The sequence below is a fragment of the Dyella sp. 2YAF14 genome (assembly GCF_052114725.1).
Taxonomy (GTDB): Bacteria; Pseudomonadota; Gammaproteobacteria; order Xanthomonadales; family Rhodanobacteraceae; genus Dyella.
In genome coordinates, this window is sequence record NZ_JBFRFH010000009.1 from 21,656 (window position 1) to 40,261 (window position 18,606).

The 18,606-nt window shown below is 64.7% G+C and carries 16 protein-coding genes; 6 read left to right on the plus strand and 10 right to left on the minus strand.

Annotation, left to right across the window (positions count from 1 at the left end; translation table 11 throughout):
* Positions 1-17 precede the first annotated feature (17 nt).
* The 5 genes from AB4Y82_RS13680 (at position 18) to AB4Y82_RS13700 (ending at position 4,486) form a co-directional block, all read left to right on the plus strand.
* Positions 18-1,367, plus strand: coding sequence for a peptidylprolyl isomerase (locus tag AB4Y82_RS13680; protein ID WP_441604395.1), 1,350 nt, complete (start codon positions 18-20; stop codon positions 1,365-1,367).
* A 7-nt stretch (positions 1,368-1,374) separates the two neighbouring features.
* Complete coding sequence (pdxA, locus tag AB4Y82_RS13685; protein ID WP_441604396.1) at positions 1,375-2,385, plus strand: 4-hydroxythreonine-4-phosphate dehydrogenase PdxA; 1,011 nt, start codon at positions 1,375-1,377, stop codon at positions 2,383-2,385.
* Entirely contained in the window at positions 2,382-3,167 is a 786-nt protein-coding gene (gene rsmA / locus AB4Y82_RS13690) for a 16S rRNA (adenine(1518)-N(6)/adenine(1519)-N(6))-dimethyltransferase RsmA (protein ID WP_441604397.1), read from the plus strand. The genes pdxA and rsmA overlap by 4 nt, the downstream gene beginning before the upstream one ends.
* Before the next feature lie 87 nt (positions 3,168-3,254).
* The gene (apaG, locus tag AB4Y82_RS13695; protein WP_046972288.1) at positions 3,255-3,638 is read left to right on the plus strand and encodes a Co2+/Mg2+ efflux protein ApaG; all 384 of its coding nucleotides are present in this window, start codon (positions 3,255-3,257) and stop codon (positions 3,636-3,638) included.
* Positions 3,638-4,486 carry a symmetrical bis(5'-nucleosyl)-tetraphosphatase gene (locus AB4Y82_RS13700; RefSeq protein WP_441604398.1) on the plus strand — a complete coding sequence of 283 codons (849 nt, stop codon included), beginning with the start codon at positions 3,638-3,640 and terminating at the stop codon, positions 4,484-4,486. Before apaG ends, AB4Y82_RS13700 begins: the two co-directional genes overlap by 1 nt.
* Before the next feature lie 143 nt (positions 4,487-4,629).
* Here AB4Y82_RS13700 and secA read toward each other — a convergent pair whose 3' ends face one another.
* Both secA and AB4Y82_RS13710 read right to left on the minus strand, forming a co-directional pair.
* Complete coding sequence (gene secA / locus AB4Y82_RS13705; protein WP_441604399.1) at positions 4,630-7,365, minus strand: preprotein translocase subunit SecA; 2,736 nt, start codon at positions 7,363-7,365, stop codon at positions 4,630-4,632.
* A gap of 244 nt (positions 7,366-7,609) precedes the next feature.
* On the minus strand, positions 7,610-8,539 hold the full coding sequence (locus AB4Y82_RS13710; RefSeq protein WP_441604400.1) for a M23 family metallopeptidase: 930 nt from the start codon (positions 8,537-8,539) through the stop codon (positions 7,610-7,612).
* A 30-nt stretch (positions 8,540-8,569) separates the two neighbouring features.
* Here AB4Y82_RS13710 and AB4Y82_RS13715 point away from each other — a divergent pair, with 30 nt between their 5' ends.
* Positions 8,570-9,052 (plus strand): DciA family protein, encoded by a 483-nt coding sequence (locus tag AB4Y82_RS13715; RefSeq protein WP_441604401.1) that lies wholly within the window; start codon positions 8,570-8,572, stop codon positions 9,050-9,052.
* 234 nt (positions 9,053-9,286) lie between these two features.
* Here the strand turns inward: AB4Y82_RS13715 and lpxC are convergent, their stop codons facing one another.
* The 8 genes from lpxC to ftsW form a co-directional block, all read right to left on the minus strand.
* Positions 9,287-10,201, minus strand: a complete 915-nt coding sequence (lpxC, locus tag AB4Y82_RS13720) for a UDP-3-O-acyl-N-acetylglucosamine deacetylase (RefSeq protein ID WP_046972236.1) — start codon at positions 10,199-10,201, stop codon at positions 9,287-9,289.
* A gap of 461 nt (positions 10,202-10,662) precedes the next feature.
* A complete protein-coding gene (gene ftsZ / locus AB4Y82_RS13725; RefSeq protein ID WP_441604402.1) occupies positions 10,663-11,847 on the minus strand; it encodes a cell division protein FtsZ in 1,185 nt (394 codons plus the stop codon).
* A gap of 118 nt (positions 11,848-11,965) precedes the next feature.
* Positions 11,966-13,198 (minus strand): cell division protein FtsA, encoded by a 1,233-nt coding sequence (gene ftsA, locus AB4Y82_RS13730; protein WP_121882535.1) that lies wholly within the window; start codon positions 13,196-13,198, stop codon positions 11,966-11,968.
* Positions 13,195-13,932, minus strand: coding sequence for a cell division protein FtsQ/DivIB (locus tag AB4Y82_RS13735; protein ID WP_441604403.1), 738 nt, complete (start codon positions 13,930-13,932; stop codon positions 13,195-13,197). The genes ftsA and AB4Y82_RS13735 overlap by 4 nt, the downstream gene beginning before the upstream one ends.
* Positions 13,929-14,864: a D-alanine--D-alanine ligase gene (locus AB4Y82_RS13740; RefSeq protein WP_441604404.1), complete on the minus strand. Its 936-nt coding sequence runs from the start codon at positions 14,862-14,864 to the stop codon at positions 13,929-13,931. The genes AB4Y82_RS13735 and AB4Y82_RS13740 overlap by 4 nt, the downstream gene beginning before the upstream one ends.
* The gene (murC, locus tag AB4Y82_RS13745; RefSeq protein WP_441604405.1) at positions 14,861-16,300 is read right to left on the minus strand and encodes a UDP-N-acetylmuramate--L-alanine ligase; all 1,440 of its coding nucleotides are present in this window, start codon (positions 16,298-16,300) and stop codon (positions 14,861-14,863) included. Before murC ends, AB4Y82_RS13740 begins: the two co-directional genes overlap by 4 nt.
* Positions 16,297-17,370 (minus strand): undecaprenyldiphospho-muramoylpentapeptide beta-N-acetylglucosaminyltransferase, encoded by a 1,074-nt coding sequence (gene murG / locus AB4Y82_RS13750; RefSeq protein WP_441604406.1) that lies wholly within the window; start codon positions 17,368-17,370, stop codon positions 16,297-16,299. Before murG ends, murC begins: the two co-directional genes overlap by 4 nt.
* Complete coding sequence (ftsW, locus tag AB4Y82_RS13755) at positions 17,367-18,605, minus strand: putative lipid II flippase FtsW (protein ID WP_441604407.1); 1,239 nt, start codon at positions 18,603-18,605, stop codon at positions 17,367-17,369. Before ftsW ends, murG begins: the two co-directional genes overlap by 4 nt.
* Position 18,606: the final 1 nt, after the last annotated feature.

An 18,606-nucleotide genomic window follows, 5' to 3' on the forward strand; every position in this document is an offset into this window, starting at 1 on the left:
TCGAAGGCCCCGTACTGATGAAGCAGCCTCTCGCGTTGTTCCTGCTCGCGGTCGCCACCGCGACCGCCCTGCCCGCCCATGCCCAGCTGCTGCCCCAGGCCGCAGGCCAGGGCAAGCAGCCGCTCGACCGTATCGTGGCGGTGGTGGACGAGGGTGTGATCCTGCAGAGCGAGCTGAACGAGGCCGTCCGTTCGGTCCAGCAGCAGTACGCCAGCAATCCCGGCCAGTTGCCGCCGATCGACGTGCTGCGCCGCCAGGTGCTTGACCGTCTGATCCTGATGAAGCTGCAGGTGCAGCGCGCCGACGACCAGGGCATCCGCGTCTCCGATGCGGACGTCGACCAGGCCGTGAACGCCGTGGCGCAGCAGAACAAAATGACGCCGGAGCAGCTGCGCGCCGCCGTGGAAGCGGACGGCAACAGCTTTGCCGCCTTCCGTCGCCAGCTGTCCGACCAGCTCGTCGCCCAGCGCCTGCATGACAGCGTGGTGCGCGACCAGGTGAGCATTACCGACAGCGAAATCAACAACATGCTGGCCAGTCCGTCCTACAAGGCGGGTGAGGTCCACCTGGCTCACATCCAGGTGAGCCTGCCGGCCGGCGCCACCGCCGCCGACATCAAGGCAGCTCAGGACAAGGCCAACCAGGCCGTCGAAGCCATCAAGGGCGGCATGGATTTCCACGCTGCAGCCATCCGCTATTCCGACGCACAGGACGCGCTCGACGGCGGCGACCTGGGCTTTCGCCGCATGGACGAGATCCCGCCGGCTTTTGCCGATGCGGTCGGCAACATGAAGGCGGGCGATGTCTCGCCGGCCATGCGCGGCCCTACCGGCTTCCACATTCTCAAGCTCATTGAGCAGCGTGCGCCGAGCCGCCAGGTGGTGCAGGAATACCACGCCCGCCAGATCCTGATCCGTCCCAGCGAACTGCTGACCGCCGAACAGGCTCACCAGAAGGCCGAGGACATCTACAGCCGCCTGGTCAACAAGCATGAAGACTTCGCCAAGCTGGCGAAGGAAAACTCCAAGGACGACACCACCGCCAACAATGGCGGCGACATGGGCTGGTTCATGCAGAACGACTGGGGCTCGACCATTGCCCAGCATCTGGGCGAGCTAAAGGACAATCAGGTGTCCCCGCCGTTCCAGAGCGAAGCGGGCTGGCACATCCTTGAGCGCCTGGGCACCCGTCAGAGCGACCGTACCGATGAGTTGTCGCGCAACCAGGCACGCCAGGCCATCGGCAACCGCAAGGCCGAGCAGGCCTATGAGGACTACCTGCGCGACATGCGTTCCGGCGCCTATGTGAACATCCTGGTGCCCGAGCTGCGTGACCCCAACGCGCCGCAGCCCGAAAAGTCGTCCTGAGGTCGCATTGAAGACCCAGACCCTGCCCCGACTGGCCATCACCGCAGGTGAGCCAGCGGGGATCGGTCCCGAGCTTGTCATCCGATTGGCCGCCACTCCGCTGGCGGCCAATTTCGTTGCGGTGACCGATCGCGGCCTGCTTGAACGCGCAGCCCGGCGCTGCGGGCAAACGGTCGAGCTGATCGACGACGACGGCAGCGACATCGTCGAGCGCCAGCCCGGCCAATTGCGCGTCCACCACATCGCGCTCGGCGCCACCGAGACACCGGGCACGCCCGATCCTGCCAATGCGCAGCACGTGCTCGCCACCCTGGCCGAGGCGGCCGATGGCTGCCTGCAGGGTCGCTACGCCGCCATCGTCACCGCGCCGCTCCAGAAGGCCTCGATCAACGAAGCCGGCATACCCTTCAGCGGCCACACCGAATTCTTCGCCGAACGCGCGGGCGCCGAGGTGGTGATGATGCTCGCCAGCCCGGAGCTGCGCGTGTCGCTGGCCACCACGCATCTGCCGCTGTCGGCGGTGCCCGCAGCGATCACCAGTGAGGCGCTGGTGCGCGTGCTGCGCATCGTGCATCGCGAGCTGCGCGATAAATTCGGTCTGGCCGAGCCGCGCATCGCCGTACTTGGCCTCAATCCGCATGCGGGCGAAGGCGGTCACCTCGGTCGCGAGGAACTGGACACCATCATCCCCACGCTCGAGTCGCTGCGCGCCGAAGGCATGCAGCTGCTGGGCCCGCTGCCCGCCGATACCGCCTTTGTGCCGGCGCTGCGCGAGCGTTACGACGCGGTGCTGGCGATGTATCACGACCAGGCGCTGCCGGTGCTCAAGAGCGAAGCGTTCGACCGCACGGTGAACCTCACGCTTGGCCTGCCTTTTATCCGCACCTCCGTCGACCATGGCACGGCGCTTGATCTGGCCGGCACCGGTCGCGCGGATCCGGCCAGCCTTATTGCAGCAACAAAGATGGCGCTTGAGCTCGTGGCACGACGCCGCGACATCGCGCAAGGACAAGCATGAACGCCCGCCCCAAGAAAAGTTTCGGCCAGCACTTCCTGCACGAGAAGCGCTATATCGAGCGCATCGTCAGCGCCATCTCGCCGCGTGCGGATGATTTCGTGGTGGAGATCGGCCCCGGTGAGGGCGCGCTCACGCTGCCGCTGCTCGCGGCGGCCGGCAAGCTCACCGCGATCGAGCTGGATACGGATCTGATCCCCGGCCTGCAGGCGCGTGCCGCCAGCGTGGGTGAGCTCAGCATCATCCATTCAGACGTGCTGAAAGTGGACTTCACCGCGCTGGCCCATCGCCACGGCGTGGAGCGCCTGCGCGTTGCCGGCAACCTGCCGTATTACATCTCCAGCCCGATCCTGTTCCATTGCGTGGAGCACGCCGCCGCGATCCAGGACATGCACTTCATGCTGCAGAAGGAAGTGGTGGATCGCATGGCCGCGGAGCCGGGCAGCAAAGTCTATGGACGTCTGTCCGTGATGTTGCAGCTGGTCTGCCGCGTCGAGCCGCTGTTCGTGGTGCCGCCGGGCGCCTTCCGGCCGCCGCCGAAGGTGGACTCGGCCGTGGTGCGACTGGTGCCGCTGGGTCCCGATCAGTTGCCCGATGCCGATCCCGAGCGCATTCATGCCATTGTGAAGGCCGCTTTCGCGCAGCGCCGCAAAACGCTGAACAATGCCCTGAAGAACGTGATGGACTCCAGCGCCATCATGGCCGCCGACGTGGACCCCAAGGCCCGCGCCGAAACACTTTCACCCCAGGACTACGTCCGACTCGCCCGTGTTCCGCACGGTTGATGCGCGATCCGTCGCTCGATGGCCCCCGATGCCATCGAGTGGCCTGCAGCTTTACCCATGCGCCCCGACAACCCGTACAATCGGGCCATGAATGAAAGATCTTCCTACACGATCGACGTGCAGGTCGAACCCCGCTTTGTCCCCGACCAATCTCGTCCCGGCGACAACCGCTACGTTTTCGCCTACACGATCACCCTGCACAACGCTGGCGATATCGCCGCGCGCCTGTTGACGCGTCACTGGGTCATCACCGACGCCAATGGCAAGGTCGAAGAAGTCACGGGTGAAGGTGTGGTGGGCGAGCAGCCGTGGATTCGTCCCGGCGACGAATACGAATACACCTCGGGCGCGGTACTGGAGACCTCGGTGGGCATCATGCAGGGCAGCTATCAAATGCTGGCCGATGACGGCACCCACTTCGAAGCGGCGATCCCGCCGTTCACCCTGTCGATTCCACGTACCCTGCACTGATGGCTACGTACGCAATCGGTGACGTGCAGGGCTGTCATCCCGAACTTGTACGCCTGCTCGACAAGATCCGCTTCGATCCCTCGGTGGACAAGCTGTGGTTTTGCGGCGACCTGGTCAATCGCGGCGGACAGTCGCTGCAGACGTTGCGGCTGATCCACAGCCTGCGCGAGCAATCGGTCGTCACACTCGGCAACCACGATCTCAGCCTGCTGGCGATCGGCCAGCGACGCCCCGAAGCGCAGTCCAAGGTGAATCCGGAACTGCGCGAAGTGCTGTTTGCCGACGACGCGCCCGTGCTGCTGGAATGGCTGCGCTCGCAGAAACTGCTGCATCACGATGAGCAGCTCAACTGGACGATGGTGCATGCGGGCCTGGCGCCCATGTGGACTCTGCGCCAGGCCCAGCGCTCGGCACAGGAGATCGAGCGCGAACTGGGTGGCCCGCGCCATCCGCGCCTGCTGAAGAATCTGTTCGGCAATCGCCCCGCGGCGTGGAACAGCCGCCTGCAAGGCGTCGAACGCATGCGCGCATCGATCAATACGCTCACGCGCATGCGTTACTGCGACATCCAGGGCCGCATCGACTTCGAGAGCAAGGGTATTCCCGGCACGCAAAAGCCCGGCATGTATCCGTGGTTCGAAGTGCCCGGCATGCGCCGGCGCGAGACGCGCATCGTCTGCGGCCACTGGTCGGCGCTGGGCCGTTTCGCGGGCATCGGCATCTACGCGATCGATACGGGTTGCGTTTGGGGCGGACAGCTCACGGCGATGCGCCTGGACACCGAAGAACCGCAATACATCACGGTCAATGCCGAGCCTTATCGAAAGAAGGTTCCTGACGGGGATTGAGCCATGCGGAAGCGCACCCTGTGCGCGACTGCGGCGTCGTGATGTTCATTGCTCCGTTGGCTGTCGCGCACAGGGTGCGCTCCCACAGACAAGCAAGACAATCCTGAGCAAAAAAAACCCCGCTTTCGCGGGGTTTTTGTTTATTAGCTGAGCTGACCGTGGCAATGCTTGTACTTCTTGCCAGAGCCGCAGGGGCAAGGATCATTGCGGCCGACGCGCGGCCCGTCCTGATCGGACGTACGGGCCGGCGCGGCCATGCTGCCGGCGGCCACCGCCTCGGCATCCATGCCCAGCGCACCCACCGGCGCACCACCACCGCTCGCCAGCATCTGGCGCTGCAGGCGGTCGGCCAGGCGCTGCTGCTCGGCTTCCATCGCGGCGACTTCTTCCTCGCTGCGCACGCGCACGCGCGCCAGCATCTGCACCACTTCGGCCTTGATGCGGTCGAGCATGCTGGAGAACAGCTCGAACGATTCGCGCTTGAACTCCTGCTTGGGCTGCTTCTGCGCGTAACCGCGCAGATAGATGCCCTGACGCAGGTAATCCATGCTCGCCAGGTGTTCCTTCCAGGCGTTGTCCACGACGCTCAGCATGATGTGCTTTTCAAGCTGGCGCATGGTCTCCACGCCGGTCTGCTGTTCCTTGGCCTTGAACAGCTGCTCCACCGCCTGGCGCACGTGCTCCAGGATCATCTTGTCGTCGATCTCATGCTGCTGATCGATCCAGGCCTTCAGATCGATCGACAGGCCGAACTCGCTTTCCAGCTCGCGATCCAGACCTGCGATATCCCACTGCTCGTCGATGCTGTCGGCCGGCACGTGGCGACGCACCAGTTCGGTCACCACATCGTCGCGGATGTCGGCGATCGTGTCGGACACATCGTCCACCACCAGCAGTTCGTCGCGCTGGGCGTAGATCACCTTGCGCTGGTCGTTGGCGACGTCGTCGAACTCCAGCAGGTGCTTGCGGATGTCGAAGTTGTGCTGCTCGACCTTGCGCTGCGCCTTTTCGATCTGGCGGCTGACCATGCGGTCTTCCAGCGCGTCTTCTTCCTTCATGCCGAACATGCGCATCCAGCGACCGACCCAGTCGCCCGCGAAGATGCGCAGCAGGTTGTCTTCCAGCGACAGGTAGAAGCGCGAAGAACCCGGATCGCCCTGACGGCCCGAACGACCGCGCAACTGGTTGTCGATACGACGCGATTCGTGACGCTCGGTACCCACGATGTGCAGGCCGCCGGCAGCCAGCACCTTCTCGTGCAGCTTCTTCCACTCGGCCTTGGCCTTGGTGCGGTCGGCGTCGCTGGCGTCTTCCGGCAGCAGCGCAAGCGCCGCTTCCAGGCTGCCGCCCAGCACGATGTCGGTACCGCGACCGGCCATGTTGGTGGCGATGGTGACGGAACCGGGCGCACCGGCCTGCGCCACGATGTGCGCTTCGCGCTCATGCTGCTTGGCGTTGAGCACCTCGTGCGCGATCTTTTCCTTGCGCAGCAGGTCCGACAGCAACTCGGACACTTCGATCGAAGTCGTACCCACCAGCACAGGCTGCCCGCGCTTGTGGCAGTCCTTGATGTCCTCGATCACCGCGCGGTACTTGGCCTGCTGGCCAAGGAAAACCATGTCGGCGTTGTCCTGGCGGATCATCGGCTTGTGGGTGGGGATCACCACCACTTCCAGGCCGTAGATCTGCTGGAATTCGTAGGCTTCCGTATCGGCCGTACCGGTCATGCCGGCCAGCTTCTTGTACATGCGGAACAGGTTCTGGAAGGTGATCGTGGCGAGCGTCTGGTTCTCGCGCTGGATCGGTACGCCTTCCTTCGCTTCCACCGCCTGATGCAGGCCATCGGACCAGCGACGGCCCGCCAGCGTACGGCCAGTGAACTCATCGACGATGATCACTTCGCCATCGCGCACGATGTAGTCAACGTCGCGGTGATAGATCGCATTGGCGCGCAACGCGGCATTCAAGTGATGCACGACGGCCAGGTTCTTCGAATCGTACAGACCGCTGTCCGCGTCGATCACGCCGGCCTGGCGCAGCAGTTCGTCAGCGTGCGACATGCCCTCTTCGGACAGATGCACCTGCTTCTGCTTTTCGTCGACGAAATAATCGCCGGCGGTGTCTTCCTTCTCCTGGCGGATCATCTTCGGCACGATCTTGTTCACCGCCAGGTACAGCTGCGGGGAATCTTCGGCCGGGCCGGAAATGATCAGCGGCGTGCGCGCTTCATCGATCAGGATGGAGTCCACTTCGTCGACGATGGCGTAGTGCAGGCCGCGCTGGTAGCGCTGGTCCTTGCTGAGCGCCATGTTGTCGCGCAGGTAGTCGAAACCGAATTCGTTGTTGGTGCCGTAGGTGATGTCGGCCGAGTAGGCCACGTGCTTGTCGGAGTGGTCCATGCCCGGCCACACCACGCCGGTGCTCAGGCCGAGGAAGCCATACAGCTTGCCCATCTGCGCCGAGTCGCGGCGAGCCAGGTAGTCGTTCACGGTGACGACGTGCACGCCCTTGCCTTCGAGGGCATTGAGGTAGACCGGCAGCGTACCAACCAGGGTCTTGCCCTCGCCCGTGCGCATTTCGGCGATCCGACCCGAATGCAGCACCATGCCGCCGATCAGCTGCACGTCGTAATGGCGCATGCCGAGCACGCGCTTGGCGCCCTCACGCACAACGGCAAAGGCTTCCGGCAGCAGCTTGTCCAGCGCCTCGCCGCCGGCGACGCGCTGCTTGAACTCGTCCGTCTTGGCGCGCAGCGCCTCGTCGCTCAGCTTCTCGAACTCGGGTTCCAACGCATTGATGCGCGCAACATTTTTGGAGAGCTGGCGCAGCACACGTTCGTTGCGGCTGCCAAAAAGGCTCGTCAGGGCACGATTGAGCATCGATCTTCCGGATCTAAGATTCATGAACGGCCTGCCGGGCAAATCCAGGCAGGACGAAAGGATTGATGATACTAGGGTCGGCGGGCTATCCCAAACGGCGCGTCACTACAGGCTTCGGCCGGCACCGAGACACAGCATTCCCTTGCGGGTACGCCGCAGACTCCCCCGATCATCGTCCCGCTCATGGAGTGGCGGCACGCCAGAAAGCTTTCAAGGGCGGCCTCAGCCACCCTTATGGGCGCGCTCAGCGATGGTTCTTCACAAAGGCCAGCGGATTGACCACGCGGCCCTTGTACCAGACCTCGAAATGCACATGGGAACCGGTGGAACGACCGGTGGAACCGGCCTCGGAGACCACGTCGCCAACGTGGACGCGCTGGCCCGGGCTGACCTCCAGCCTGCTGTTGTGGGCGTAGCGGGTCATGTAGCCATTGCCGTGGTCGATCTCGATGACCTCACCGTAACCCGTGCGCTCGCCGGCGTAGGTGACCATGCCCTCGGCCACCGCGTGGACCGGCGTGCCCTTGGGCGCCGAGATGTCCAGACCCGTGTGGTAGGCGCTATGACCGCTGAACGGGTCCGGGCGACCACCGAAATAAGAGGAGATATAGCCTTCGACCGGCATCCCGGTGGGCTTGAGATTGGACTCGATCTTTGCGTCCAGCAGCAGACTCTGCAGGGCCGAAAGCTGCGCCTGCTGGCTGTCGAACTGACTGGCCAGCTGGTTGATGCTGATGTCCAGGTTCTGCGGCAATGAGTAACCGCTGTCCGCGCTGTCTTCCACACCGCCGACCGCCGGCTGCTCGTCGAAATTGAATTCGCCATCGTCCAGCTTGCCGACCTGGGTCAGGCGCTCGCCCAGAGCGTTCAAACGGGTGGACTGCGCCTGCAACTGGCCCAGCTTGACCGCCAGCGCGTCGATATCGCGCTGAGCGTCCTTGCGTACTCCGCCCAGCTGCGCGTTCTGCTGTTGCACCTGTTGCCGAAGGCGGCGAATTTCCGCCAGCGCCCGGTCATGCGGACTGGCCACCGCCATGGCCACGGCGCCACCCAGACCCGCACAGGCGAGTACGCCAGCGGCGGCCACCGCAAACAGGCGCCAGCGAAGGCGTCGATCGGCGAGGTTCCAGGTTTTCGGCACCTTTTTGGTGCGGGACACAAGTATGATTTGCATATTGTTCTACGTCAGAAGATGTCGGCATCCATGCAGCGCGATGACTCAAAGCCTTATCGCCGCTCCGGTTCCGGCCTCAAAGCCATTACCGATTACGGCCCGATTGCCTCACTGGCCCGCAAAGCCCGTGAGCTTGATGCCTTGGATCGTGCACTGCGCCAGACGTTACCGTCACCACTCCGCGAACAGGTTCGCTTCGCCAACCTGAAAGACGGACGCCTCGTTTTTCTGGCTCCCTCGCCGGCTCTGGCCGCCAGGCTGCGCCTGCTCCAGGCGCAAATCCTCTCGACCGCACGTGCCGTAGGCACGTACGCCAGTTCAGTCACCGTGAAAGTGGCCCCCCAACCACCGACAGAAATCGTGCCGGATCGGTCAAAACCGCTTTCGCCAGCTGCGGCCTCTCACTTGAGAGCCGCCGCAGCCTCAACCACAGACCCCGAATTGCGGGAACTGTTCCTCGAGTTGGCGTCCATCGCCGAAGTTTCTGATTCCCGATCCGACGAAACCCCCTGACGCCGGGTTCCGGCTTGCTACTCCATTGACGCACTTCCCAGGCACCGGCCCTGGGGTCGGTGCTCATGGGTTTATACCACGCCCCCACGGACCCGATAGACCCTGATGTCATCAGTACGTGAACAGCTGCCAATAGAAGGCGCGAGGTATATCACAAAACGAACGGCCGCGTCCCTGGGACGCGGCCGTTCAGTTTGTTCAGGTTTGTCGAGGACTTAGCCGATCGCGAGGCGATCAGATCGCCTGTGCCGGGTGGGCGTAGGAGATCGGCGAGGTGGCCGGATCGTCCGCGAAGCTGACCTCTTCCCAGGCCGTGGCGTCGGCCATCAGGGTGCGCAGGAGCTTGTTGTTGAGCTCGTGGCCCGACTTGTGGGCGTAGTAGGCGCCGACCAGGCTGTGGCCGAGCAGGTAGAGATCGCCGATCGCGTCGAGGATCTTGTGCTTGACGAACTCGTCCTCGTAACGGAGGCCGTCTTCGTTGAGCACGCGGTAGTCGTCGAGCACCACGGCGTTGTCCATCGAGCCGCCGAGCGCGAGGTTGTGTTCGCGCAGCATTTCGATGTCACGCATGAAACCGAAGGTGCGAGCGCGGCTCACTTCCTTCACGAAAGAGGTGGTGGAGAAATCGATTTCGGCGCGCGAGGTGCGCTTGCTGATGATCGGGTGGTTGAACTCGATCGAGAAACCGACCTTGAAGCCTTCGAACGGCTCAAAGCTCGCCCACTTGTCGCCGTCCTGCACCTTGATCGGCTTCTTGATGCGGATAAAGCGCTTGGCGACGTTCTGTTCTTCGATGCCGGCCGACTGCAGCAGGAACACGAAGGGACCGGCGCTGCCGTCCATGATCGGCACTTCCGGAGCGGACAGGTCGACATAGGCGTTGTCGATACCGAGGCCGGCCATCGCCGAGAGCAGATGCTCCACCGTCGAAACACGGACTTCGCCATTGACGAGCGTGGTCGAAAGACGCGTGTCGCCGACGTTGTCGGGGCGTGCGTAAATTTCGACCGGCGGATTGAGATCGGTACGGCGGAACACGATGCCCGTATTGGGGGCAGCGGGGCGAAGCGTCATATACACCTTGTCGCCGGTATGCAGACCGACGCCGGTGGCGCGAATGATGTTCTTGAGCGTACGCTGCTTGATCATTTTTTTGGTACCTGTAAGGGGCAGCAGCCAATTTAGGGAACGGATGCTAACACAGTCTTAACCTGTGAAAAGGCGATCCGCGCCACACACACTGTTCACCCTTTCATGCTCCTTTCATTCACGAACGATTTCCGTTCGTGGGGTGCGCAGCACTTATCCAAGTACTTTCAATGACTTAACTGAAGCGCAACGCCCCGAACCGGGACGGGATCCGGTTTCGGGGCGTCGGACCAGGCCAGGAATCCATCCTGGCCGGTCATGCTCATCCGTGAGGCATGGCCCTACTACTCAAGAACGAGCACCGGAACGCCGTCAGTCAAGCCACCTCCCGCCCCGAAGGGCGGAAAAGCGGACTCGGGCAAGGGTTCCGCCGAGGCGGATCCCATGCGCGATTCGTTACTGACAAGTGAAACCGGCGATTTGTTCAATTTTTCTTCAAATTATTTGCCCAGTCAGCTTGTTCAGTCCGCCTGACGACGCAGGAACGCCGGAATGTCCAGGTAATCGAAGCTGGGGTCGGCGCTCTTGGCCGGGCCACCGGTCTCGACGCGGCTGGTGGTGGTGACCTCCGGCTGGGCGTAGTCGACCACTTCGTTGCCGGTGCCGGTACGCAGCACGACAGGACGCGGACGCTGGCGCATCTCCACCTGCTGGGCAATCACCGGGCGCTGCGGCTGACGGGCGGCGGTGGCGCGGTTGAGGCCGGTGGCCACGACCGTGACGCGCACGTCGTCCTGCATTTCCGCATCGAGCGAGGTGCCCATCACCACGGTGGCGTCTTCGCTGGCGAAGTCATGGATGATGCGACCGATCTCGTCAAATTCGCGCATGGTCAGGTTGGGACCGGCCGTGACGTTGACCAGGATGCCGCAGGCGCCGTTGAGATTGACGTCTTCCAGCAGCGGGTTGTTGATGGCGGCCTCGGCGGCAGCCTGGGCGCGGTCGTCGCCACGGGCGGTGCCCGAACCCATCATCGCCATGCCCATCTCGGACATCACCGTGCGCACGTCGGCAAAGTCGACGTTGATCAGGCCCGGGGCGGTGATCAGGTCGGCGATGCCCTGCACGGCGCCCAGCAGCACGTCGTTGGCGGCCTTGAACGCATTAAGCAGCGTCACTTCGCGACCGAGCACCGACAGCAGCTTCTCGTTCGGCACGGTGATCAGCGAGTCGACGTGCTGCGACAGGTCCTCGATGCCCTTGGCGGCGACCTGCATGCGGCGGCGACCTTCGAACGGGAACGGCTTGGTAACCACCGCGACGGTGAGGATGCCCTTTTCCTTGGCGAGCTGGGCCACGACCGGGGCGGCGCCCGTGCCGGTACCACCGCCCATGCCGGCGGTAATGAACACCATGTCCGCGCCTTCGAGCATTTCCTCGATGCGCTCGCGGTCTTCCAGTGCGGCCTGGCGGCCCACTTCCGGATTGGCGCCGGCACCCAGTCCCTTGGTGACATTGGCGCCCAGCTGCAGGTGCGTACGCGAGCCGCAGCTCTTCATGGCCTGCGAATCGGTATTGGCGACGACGAACTCGACGCCTTCGATGTTTGCATTAAGCATGTGTGCCACGGCATTTCCGCCGCCGCCGCCCACGCCGATGACCTTGATTACTGCATTGGGTGCGAGTTTTTCGATGAGTTCAAACATTTCCCGTCCTCCGTAGAGCATCGTTGTCGTTGTAACCGCGGGTGCTGACATTCCTGTCGCCCCGCGGTGGCGGACGAACATCCATTCGTCCTAGGCCAGGCCTCATGCCCTGCCCAAATCAAAAATTCTTGGTAATCCAGCCGCGCAACTTGTCCACCAGGCCACCCACGCTGCCGCCGCTAGGTCCGCTGACGCGCATGCCGCCCGAGCGCGAGCCATGCAACAGCAGGCCCACGCCGGTGGAATGCAGCGGATTGGCGACGACCTCGCCCAGGCCGCTCACGTGCTGCGGCACGCCGATGCGCACCATCTTGTGGAAGATCTCTTCGGCCAGCTCGAGCGCACCTTCCATGCGCGACGCGCCGCCGGTGAGCACCACGCCGGCCGCCACCAGGCTTTCGTAGCCGGAGCGGCGCAGCTCGTCCTGCACCATCTCGAAGATTTCCTCGTAGCGCGCCTGCACCGACTGGGCCAGCGACTGACGCGCGAGACGGCGCGGCGGGCGATCGCCCACGCTCGGCACCTGAATGGTTTCCTCGGCATGCGCCAGCTGCGCCAGCGCGCAGGCGTATTTGATCTTGATCTCTTCGGCATGCGCAGTCGGCGTATGCACGCCATAGGCGATGTCGTTGGTCACCTGGTCGCCGCCCACCGGCAGCGACTTGGTGTAGCGGATCGCGCCCTGCGTATAGATGGCGATGTCGGTGGTGCCGGCGCCGATATCGACCAGGCACACACCCAGCTCGCGCTCGTCATCCGTCAACACCGACTTGGCGCTGGCGACCGCCGAAGGCACCAGCTCGTCGACGGTGAGACCGCAGCGCTGGATGCACTTGCTGATGTTCTGCACCGCCGCGGCGGCGCCGGTGACCAAGTGCACGCTCGCTTCCAGGCGCACGCCGCTCATGCCGACCGGCGAGCGGATGCCATCCTGGCCGTCGATGCGATATTCCTGCGACTCCTTATAGAGGACCTTGCGGTCCGCCGGGATCGCCACGGCGCTGGCGGCTTCGAGCACTTGCTCCAGGTCGCCCGGGGTCACTTCGCGATCGCGGATCGGCGCGGTGCCGTGGGAGTTCTTGGTTTCCAGGTGGCTGCCGGAGATCGAGGCGTAGACCGAGCGGATATCGCAGCCCGCCATCAGCTCGGCCTCTTCCACCGCGCGCTGGATGGAGTGCACGGTCGATTCGATATCCACCACCGAGCCGCGCTTCATGCCGCGCGACACGTGCGTGCCGATGCCGATCACTTCGATCGGTTCGCCAGGCTCGTACTCGCCCACGATCGCCACCACTTTCGAGGTGCCGATGTCGAGGCCGACGACTAGCTGCTTGTCGTTCTTGGTCTTCATGTGCGGGGTGAGCCTCCAGCGTTCACGGTGTTCGCCTGGGGCGGCCATCGAACGGCAAATCCATTGGTGTATCGAAGATCGGCATAGGCGAAGCCCTCGGAGTGGCCCGCCATCAGTTGTGGGTAGACATCGAGGAAACGGCGCAGGCGACGGCCCGCCTGCTCGCGATCGCCGATGACGATCTGTGCACCGCTGCTCGTGGTAAGACTCCAGCTGCCACGCTCGGTGAGCGAGACGCCGGTGATTTTCAATTTGGTATTGGCGAAGGCTTTCTGCGTTTCCGCGTAAAAGCTCACCACTTCGGCCAGCCGCGCATCCGGGCCGCGCAGGTCCGGCAGATCGCTGTTGGCCGACACGTCCGGCACGTCGAACACCAGGCCCTGGCGGCTGATCAGCTGCTTCTCGTTCCAGCGCGCAAACGGCTGGCGCTCGTAGATGCGCAGGATCAACGTGTCGGGCCAGCGCTTGCGCGCCTCCACCGACTCCACCCACGGCAGCGCGGCCACGGCTTTCTGCACGCCATCGAGATCGAGCGCGAAGAACCCTTTGCCGAGGCGCGGCATGACCACCGAACGGAGCGAGTCCTCGGTGACATGCTTGAACTCGGCTTGCACCATCAACTGGGTCACCGGCCAACGATTGGCCGCAAACCATCCGCGCAGCACGCCGACGATCGGCAGCGCCACGAGCGCGATGGCCAAAACCCAGGCAACGAGGCGGACGGTTCCCCTCACACGCCCTCCCGGAAGCTCGTTTCCAGCACGCGCCAGCACAGCGTCTGGTAGTCGATGCCGGCGACCGCGGCCGCCTTGGGCACCAGCGAATGCGAGGTCATGCCCGGCGCGGTGTTCACTTCCAGCAGCCAGTTGCGACCCTGCTTGTCGCGCATCACGTCGACGCGGCCCCAGCCCGAGCAGGCCAGCGCATCGAACGCGCGCAGCGCCAGCTCCTGCATCTCGCGCTCGTCGTCGCCGCGCAGACCCGGGCAGATGTACTGGGTGTCTTCCGCGATGTACTTGGCGTTGTAGTCGTAGTACTCGCCCTTGGGCACGATGTTGATGGTGGCCAGCACCTGGCGATCGAGGACGCCGACGGTGTACTCGCCACCTTCGATCAGCGTTTCCATCAACATGTCGCCGGGATACTTCTGCGCCAGCTCGACGGCGGCATCGAGGCCGCTTTCGTCGAACACGCGCGTCACGCCGACGCTGGAACCTTCCCAGGCGGGCTTCACGATCAACGGGAAACCAATCTCGCGCGCAGCGGCATGCACATCGGCACCGCGCGGCAGCGCCTTGAACTTCGGCGTGGGCAGACCGATCGCCTGCCACACCAGCTTGGCGCGGATCTTGTCCAGCGACAGCGCGGAACCCAGCACGCCCGAACCAGTGAATGGCACACGCAGCGACTGCAGCGCGCCCTGCAGCTCGCCGTTCTCGCCGCCACCGCCGTGGAGAATATTGAACACGCGGGCGAAGTGACCGGCACGTACGGCATCGAGCAGGGCCGGAATGCCGTCGATGGCATGCGCATCGACGCCGCGCGCCTGCAGCGCCGCGAGCACGTTGCGACCGGAATCCAGCGAGACCTCGCGCTCGGCCGAGCTGCCACCCATGACAACGGCGACGCGGCCAAACTGTGCGGGGTCGGTAATCGTCTTGCTCACTTGTGGGTCCTCAAATGGCCGGCGTTGGCCAGCTCAACAGCCGCCGCGCCGATATCGCCGGCGCCGAGCAGCAGCAACAGATCGCCGTCGCGCAGCAGCGCAGGCAGCGTTTCCTTGAAATCGCGCGGATGATCGATCAGCACCGGGTCGACCTTGCCGCGTGCGCGCACGGCACGAGCCAGGGCACGGCCATCGGCGCCCGCGATCGGCGCTTCGCCGGCCGCGTAGATTTCCGTCAGCACGAGCACGTCGGCTTCAGCGAGCACGTTGGCGAAGTCATCGAGCAGATCGCGCGTGCGGCTGTAGCGGTGCGGCTGGAAGCCGACCACCAGGCGACGATCCGGCCAGCCGCCGCGTGCAGCGGCGAACACCGCTGCCAGTTCGCGCGGATGGTGGCCATAGTCGTCCACTAGCAGCACGTTGCCTTGATCCAGCGCGATCTCACCGCGGCGATGGAAGCGGCGACCCACGCCCTGGAACGCTTCCAGTGCACGCGCGATCGCTTCGGCTTCCACGCCCAGCTGCCAGCCGATGGTGGCGGCGGCCAGCGCATTGAGTACGTTGTGGCGGCCCGGCAGGTTCAACTTGACGTGCAGCGCCTCGTTGCGGCCCGGCAGCCACAGGTCGAAATGCATTTCGAAGCCGTGCTGCGCGAGGTTGCTCGCCCGCACGTCGGCATCCTGGGTGTCGATGCCGTAGGTCATCACGCGGCGCGTGGTCGACCTGGCCAGCGCGGCGACTTCCGGATCGTCGACGCACAACACAGCCAGGCCGTAGAACGGCAGGCGGTGCAGGAAATCATCGAACGCCTTCTTCACCTGCGCGAAGTCGTTGTTGTAGTTCTCCAGATGATCGGCGTCGATATTGGTGATCGCGGCGATCACCGGCGAGAGCATCAGGAACGAACCATCCGATTCATCGGCTTCGGCCACGATGTACTGGCCGGTGCCCAGGCGCGCATTGGCGCCGGCGGCATTGAGCTGGCCGCCGATCACGAAGGTCGGGTCGTAGTTCGCTTCGGCCAGCACGCTGGCGGCGAGGCTGGTGGTGGTGGTCTTGCCGTGCGTGCCGGCGATGGCGATGCCACGGCGGAAGCGCATCAGCTCACCCAGCATCTCGGCGCGCGGCACCACCGGAATGCGCGCGGCACGCGCGGCCTGCAGTTCCGGGTTGTCGGCCTTGATGGCGCTGGAGGTGACGACCACGTCGGCGTCGCCGATGTGCTCGGCCGCGTGACCCACGTGCACCACGATGCCCAGGCTGGAGAGGCGCTGCGCGGTCGGCGAGTTGGAGCGGTCGGAACCGGACACGGCATAGCCGAGGTTGTGCAGCACTTCGGCGATGCCGCTCATGCCCACGCCGCCGATGCCGATGAAGTGCACGCGGCGGAAGGTGGTCATCAGATCTTCGTGCGCTAGCAGGCGACGCGGCGTCATGCGGCCACCTCCATGCAGGCACGGGCGATCACGTCCGCGGCATCGGGCTTGGCCAGCGTGCGTGCGGCCTCACCCATCGCGATCATGCGCTCACGATCATCCAGCAACGCTTCCAGGCGCTGCGCCAACTGCTGTACGTCCAGGTCCTTCTCCTGCATCAACTCGGCCGCATGCGCGGCGACCAGCGCCTCCGCATTGCGGGTCTGGTGGTCGTCCACCGCATAAGGGAACGGCACGAGCACCGCGCCGAGTCCGGCAGCGGTGAGCTCGGCCAAAGTCAGTGCACCGGCACGGCACACGGCGAGATCCGCCCATGCATAGGTGCCGGCCATGTCTTCGATGAAGGGCACGATATGCGCCTCGACGCCGGCTTTCGCATAGGCCGCACGTGCTTCATCGATGCCGCGGTTGCCGCACTGGTGCAGCACTTCCGGGCGTTGCGTCGGTGACATCAGCGCCAGCGCCTGCGGCAGCGCGATGTTGAGCGCGCGTGCGCCGAGGCTGCCGCCGAGCACCAGCAGGCGCGGTCGACCCGTGCGACTAGCCATGCGCTCGCGCGGCGACGGCAGGCTGGCGATGGAAGCGCGCACCGGGTTACCGACCCACTCGGCGTTCGGCAAGGTGTCGCTGAAGCCGGCGAGCACGCGCTGCGCGTGGGCGGCCAGCTTGCGATTGGTGAAACCGGCGACACGGTTCTGTTCGTGCACCAGCAAAGGGCGACGGGTGAGACGAGCCGCAACGCCGCCGGGTCCGGCCACGTAACCGCCCATCGACAGCACGCTGCGCGGCTTGATCCGGCGCAAGGCAGACAACGACGAGAGCAGCGCGCGCGCCAACATCAGCGGCGCCATCAGGCGCGTCTTGAGACCTTTGCCGCGCAGGCCGCCCACCGGCACGGTCACCAGCTCGATGCCGTGCGCCGGCACCACTTTGGTTTCCATGCCCCCTTCGGCGCCAAGCCATACCACCGGCACGCCTTGCGCACGCAGCGCTTCGGCCACGGCCAGGCCGGGGAAGATATGACCGCCGGTACCGCCGGCCATGATCAGCACGGGCTTGATTGCGCTCATGCGGTCACCGCCTCGCGCCCAGGTGCTGCGGCAGCGGCGTTCGCATCGGGCACGGCGTTGGCCGGCATGCGCGTAGCCATCTGTCGCGCATCGATCGCGCGATTGATTTCATAAGTCGTGCGCAACAGCACACCCGCCATCGCGCAGGTCAGCACGATGGACGAACCGCCGTAGCTGATCAGTGGCAGGGTGAGGCCCTTGGTCGGCAAGGCACCCAGGTTCACGCCGATGGACACCATCGCCTGCAGGCCGATCATCATCGAGATGCCGCAGGCCACGTAGCCGGCGAAGCGCTGGCCGATCTCCATACCCTTGGCGCCCAGGTACAGGCCGCGGCCCACGGCAACACCAAACAGCATCATCACGAACAAGATGCCGGCCAGGCCGAACTCTTCGGAGATCACGGCAAAGATGAAGTCGGTATGCGCTTCGGGCAGATAGGACAGCTTCAGCACGCTGGAGCCCAGGCCGACGCCCGTCCACTCGCCGCGACCAATCGCCATCAGCGACTGGGTGAGCTGGAAGCCGTCGTTGAACGGATCGGCCCACGGGTCGACGAACGAGGTCAGGCGGCGCATGCGGTACGGCTCGAACTTGGCCACGAACCACAGCAACGCCACCACCGGCAGGCCCATGCCGCCGAGGTAGACCGGATTGGCACCGCCCATCCAGATCATGCCGATGGTGACCGCGATCATCAGCGTGGCGGAGCCGAAGTCCGGCTGCACCAGCAGCATTACCACGAACAGGCCCGCCACCATGATCGGCTTGAACAGCCCCCAGAAGCTGGTTTCCACACTTTCGCGGTGGCGCACGAGATAGCTGGCGACGTACACCACCAGGATCAGCTTGACCGCTTCCACCGGCTGGAACGTGGTGATGCGGAAGTTGAGCCAGCGGTGTGCGCCATTGAGCCGCATGCCGATGCCCGGCACGAACACCAGGGCCAGCAGCAGGACCGCGCCGCCAAACATCATCCACGCATGCTTTTCCAGCAGCTTCAGTTCGGTGCGCATGGCAAAGGCTGCCAGCGCGACTCCCAGAGTCAGGAACAGCAGGTGGCGCTTGAGGAAATAGAACGCACCCATGTGCTGGCTGTCGGCCACTGCAATGGAACTGGACGTGACCATCACGACACCGACACAGGCCAGACCGACGAGCGCGATCACCAGCAGCATGTCGAAGCTGCCGCGGGGTCCCTGTCGTCGTTTGGCTTGGGTGGCGTCGAAGATCATC